Below are 4,321 nucleotides of genomic sequence, written 5' to 3'. Positions count from 1 at the left end.
GAACGATCAAAATGGTTAACAGCATGTTAAACAAAATTTTCAGAATTGCTACCAGGCAAAGCCCGCTTGCCTTGTGGCAGGCACAATATGTCCAACAGCGCCTGATGGCTGCGCATCCCGGCTTGCAGGTTGAGCTGGTGACGATGGTCACCAAAGGTGATGTCATCCTTGATACGCCGCTGGCGAAAGTAGGTGGCAAGGGACTGTTTGTCAAAGAGCTTGAGCTGGCGATGCTGGAAAACCGTGCCGATATGGCGGTGCATTCCATGAAAGATGTGCCGGTCGATTTTCCCGACGGTCTGGGACTGGTGACCATCTGCGAGCGCGAAGATCCGCGCGATGCATTCGTCTCTAATCATTATTCCTCGATTGACGCGCTGCCGCAGGGCGCGGTGGTCGGCACGTCCAGCCTGCGTCGCCAGTGCCAGATTAGCGCACGGCGCCCGGACCTGGTGATTCGCTCGCTGCGCGGTAACGTCGGTACGCGTCTCAGCAAACTGGACGCCGGCGAGTATGACGCCATCATTCTTGCTGCCGCCGGGCTGAAACGCCTTGGACTGGAAGATCGCATTCGCCAGGCGCTGCCGGCGGAGTTTTCCCTGCCGGCGGTGGGCCAGGGTGCGGTCGGCATTGAGTGCCGCCTCGACGATCAGCCGTTAATTACGCTGCTGCAGGCGCTGAACCACAGTGACACAGCCGTCTGCGTGCGCGCTGAGCGCGCCATGAATACCCGTCTCGAAGGCGGCTGTCAGGTGCCGATCGGCAGTTTTGCCGTGCTGGAAGACGATCAGCTGTGGCTGCGCGGCCTGGTCGGTGCGCCGGATGGCAGCCAGATGGTGGTGGGCGAACGCCGCGGCCCGCGTGAACACGCCGAACAGATGGGGATTTCACTGGCCGAAGAGCTGCTGGACGGCGGCGCGCGTGACATTCTGCGTGAAGTTTATCAGGGACAGCCGCCCGCATGACTATCCTCGTGACCCGTCCGGAACCCGCCGCCAGCGAACTGGTCGCGCGCCTGCGCAGCCAGGGCAAACTGGCGTGGTCGTTTCCGCTGATTGAATTCACGCCGGGTCGCGATCTCTCTCAACTGCCGCTAAAGCTGGCCGCCCTGCAGCCCGGTGACCTGGTATTTCTGCTGTCGCAGCAGGTGGTGCACTTTGCCCAGCCCGCTTTACAGCAGCAGCGCAGCGCGTGGCCGGCATTTCTCGACTATTATGCCATTGGTCGTAGCACCGCGCTGGCGCTGCACACCGTCAGTAATCTGAAAGTTGACTATCCGCATGCGCGGGAAACCAGCGAAGAGCTGGTGCGGCTGAATCGCCTGCAGCAGGTCAGCGGCAAGCGTGCGTTGATTCTGCGCGGCAGTCCGGGCCGTGAACTGCTGGCGGAGACGCTGATCGCCCGCGGCGCGGACGTGCAATACTGTGAGTGCTATCAGCGCTGTGAAAAGCAGTACGACGGCGCGATTGAAGGCCGTCGCTGGCGCGATCGCGGTATTACCACGCTGGTGGTGACCAGCGGTGAAATGTTACAACAACTGTTTGCGCTGTTTCCGCCAATCGATCGGCGGGAATGGCTGCTGCACTGTCGGCTACTGGTCGTCAGTGAACGTTTGGCTACCCAGGCCGCCGAATTAGGCTGGCAGGAGATTGAGGTAGCCGATGGTGCGGATAACGACGCGCTGCTGCGTGCGTTACGCTGAACTTAACATTGGGATGAGCCACAATGACGGAACAAAAAGACTCCTCCGCCATGGTTGAAGAAACCACCCCTGCGGACACTTCCCCGACGCCAGCCAGCCAGCCGCCTCGTGCGAAAAAGAGCGACGGCAAGGTGCTGAGCGCGGTGGCAATTGTCATTGCACTGGCGATTGGCGCGGGACTTTACCTGAATGGGAAACACCAGGCCGACTTACAGGCTCAGACTAACCAGACCCTGAGCGAGCAGCTGAGCGCCCTGCAGCAGCAACTGGGCAGCGATAAACAACAGCTCTCGCAGCAGCTGGCGGACGCCAATACCGCGCTGCAGGAAGCGCGCAGCCAGCAGGATAACAGCGCCAAAGAGCTGGAGACGCTGCGTGAAAAAGTGGCCACTATTTCCGGCAACGATACCCGCACCTGGCTGCTGGCGCAGGCCGACTACCTCGTCAAACTGGCGGGTCGCAAACTGTGGAGCGATCAGGACGTCACCACCGCGGCAGCGCTGCTGAAAAGCGCGGACACCAGCCTGGCGGAGATGAACGATCCCAGCATCATGAACGTGCGCCGCGCGCTGACCCAGGACATCAGTTCACTGGCGGCGGTCAGCCAGGTGGACTACGACGGCATCACCCTCAAGCTGAATCAGTTGTCGAACGGCGTGGATAATCTGCGTCTGGCCGATAACGACAGCGATGAGTCGCCGATGGATGCCGACAGCGGTGAGCTCTCCAGCTCGCTGCACGAGTGGCGTCAGAATCTGGTGAAGAGCTGGCACAACTTCATGGATGATTTCATCACCATCCGCCGCCGCGATAACACCGCGCAGCCGCTGCTGGCACCGAATCAGGATGTTTATCTGCGCGAAAACATCCGTTCACGTCTGCTGATTGCTGCGCAGGCGGTGCCGCGCCATCAGGATGAGATCTACAAACAGTCCATCGATGCGGTATCCACCTGGGTGCGTGCCTGGTACGACACTAACGATGCGGCAACCAAAGCCTTCCTCGCCCAGCTCGACGAGCTGAGTCAGCAAAGTATTTCGATGGACGTGCCGGACACGCTGGAGAGCCAGGCGCTGCTGGAAAAACTGATGCAAACGCGCGTGCGCAATCTGCTGGCGCAGCCATCGGCTGCGGCTGATCAACAGGGAGGCTAACCATGCTGAAAGTATTGGTGCTTTTCCTGCTGCTGATTGCCGGCATTGTGCTGGGACCGATGGTTGCCGGCCATCAGGGCTACGTGCTGATCCAGACCGATAACTGGAACATTGAGACCAGCGTCACCGGTCTGGCCATCATCCTGATTCTCAGCCTGCTGGTGATTCTGCTGGTCGAATGGATTCTGCGTCGCCTGTTCCGCACCGGCGCCCGCACCCGCGGCTGGTTCACCGGGCGTAAACGTCGCAGCGCCCAGCGTCACACGCAGAGCGCGCTGATGAAGCTGGCGGAAGGCGATTACCGTCAGGTGGAGAAGCTGCTGTCGAAGAATGCCGATCACGCCGATCAGCCGGTGGCGAACTATCTGCTGGCGGCGGAAGCAGCGCAGCAGCGCGGCGACGAAATCCGTGCTAACCAGCATCTGGAGCGCGCCTCTGAGCTCTCCGAGAACGATACCATTCCGGTTGAGATCACCCGCGTGCGCCTGCAGCTGGCGCGTAACGAAGATCACGCCGCACGTCACGGTATCGATCGCCTGCTGGAAGTGGCGCCGCGCCATCCGGAAGTGCTGCGTCTGGCCGAGCAGGCTTATATCCGCACCGGCGCCTGGGGCGCATTGCTGGATATCCTGCCCTCCATGCAGAAGGCGCAGATTAACGATGAGAACCAGCGTAACGCGCTGCAGCAGCAGGCGTGGCTGGGTCTGATGAATCAGGCTATGGCCGATCAGGGCAGCGAAGGCCTGAAAAAATGGTGGCAGAACCAGAGTCGTAAAACCCGCCAGGAGACTGCCCTGCAGGTGGCGATGGCTGAGCATTTGATCGAGTGCGACGATCCGGACACCGCGCAAAGCATCGTGCTGGAAGGGCTGAAGCGTCAGTATGACGATCGGCTGGTGCTGCTGATGCCGCGTATCAAAAGCGGTGACCCGCAGGCGCTGGAGAAAGCGCTGCGTCAGCAGATCAAGCAGCACGGCGCCACGCCGCTGTTGCACAGCACGCTCGGCCAGCTGCTGATGCGCCACGGTGAATGGCAGCAGGCCGCAGAAGCCTTCCAGCAGGCGCTGGCACAGCGTCCGGATGGCTTTGACTACGCCTGGCTGGCGGACGTTTACGATCGCCTGCATCGCCCGGAAGACGCGGCTAAAATGCGTCGCGAAGGTCTGTTACTGACGCTGAAGAACAATCCTGGCGCCTGATTTTACTGTTGTTGTTTTTGTGCACGCCGGGCCAGTCCCGGCTTTTTTTTGCCTGAAAGAGCGTGCAGGGAATGCGGCATCAATCCGTAAACGGCAGATAAAAAAAACACCTGCCAGAAGCAGGTGTAAGATCAGGTCGGTAAGACAACTGATGGTATCCGACTCAACGTAATGTCCTTCTTACTGCAGTAGCGCGTGCACGTTACTGCCAGCTGGACAACGGATACCGTAAGGGGCTCTGCATCATTCCCAGGTTTATGTAGCAT

Annotated in this window: 4 protein-coding genes; all 4 read left to right on the top strand. The window is 60.3% G+C overall.

Going from position 1 to position 4,321, the window contains the following annotated elements; all coding sequences use genetic code 11:
* Positions 1–23: 23 nt before the first annotated feature.
* Genes hemC through hemY form a run of 4 tightly spaced genes read left to right on the top strand, consistent with a single transcriptional unit; the run spans position 24 to position 4,055 of the window.
* Entirely contained in the window at positions 24–965 is a 942-nt protein-coding gene (hemC, locus tag QMM04_RS21115; RefSeq protein WP_282996946.1) for a hydroxymethylbilane synthase, read from the top strand.
* On the top strand, positions 962–1,702 hold the full coding sequence (hemD, locus tag QMM04_RS21110) for a uroporphyrinogen-III synthase (RefSeq protein ID WP_021506976.1): 741 nt from the start codon (positions 962–964) through the stop codon (positions 1,700–1,702). The genes hemC and hemD overlap by 4 nt, the downstream gene beginning before the upstream one ends.
* 23 nt (positions 1,703–1,725) lie before the next feature.
* Positions 1,726–2,856 (top strand): uroporphyrinogen-III C-methyltransferase, encoded by a 1,131-nt coding sequence (gene hemX, locus QMM04_RS21105; protein ID WP_282996945.1) that lies wholly within the window; start codon positions 1,726–1,728, stop codon positions 2,854–2,856.
* A 2-nt stretch (positions 2,857–2,858) separates the two neighbouring features.
* Positions 2,859–4,055 (top strand): protoheme IX biogenesis protein HemY, encoded by a 1,197-nt coding sequence (gene hemY / locus QMM04_RS21100; RefSeq protein ID WP_058775512.1) that lies wholly within the window; start codon positions 2,859–2,861, stop codon positions 4,053–4,055.
* The last annotated feature ends 266 nt before the right edge of the window (positions 4,056–4,321 follow it).

The sequence above is a fragment of the Pantoea sp. Pa-EAmG genome, assembly GCF_030024295.1.
Taxonomy (GTDB): domain Bacteria; phylum Pseudomonadota; class Gammaproteobacteria; order Enterobacterales; family Enterobacteriaceae; genus Pantoea; species Pantoea dispersa.
This window is presented reverse-complemented; position numbering and strand designations above follow the sequence as displayed.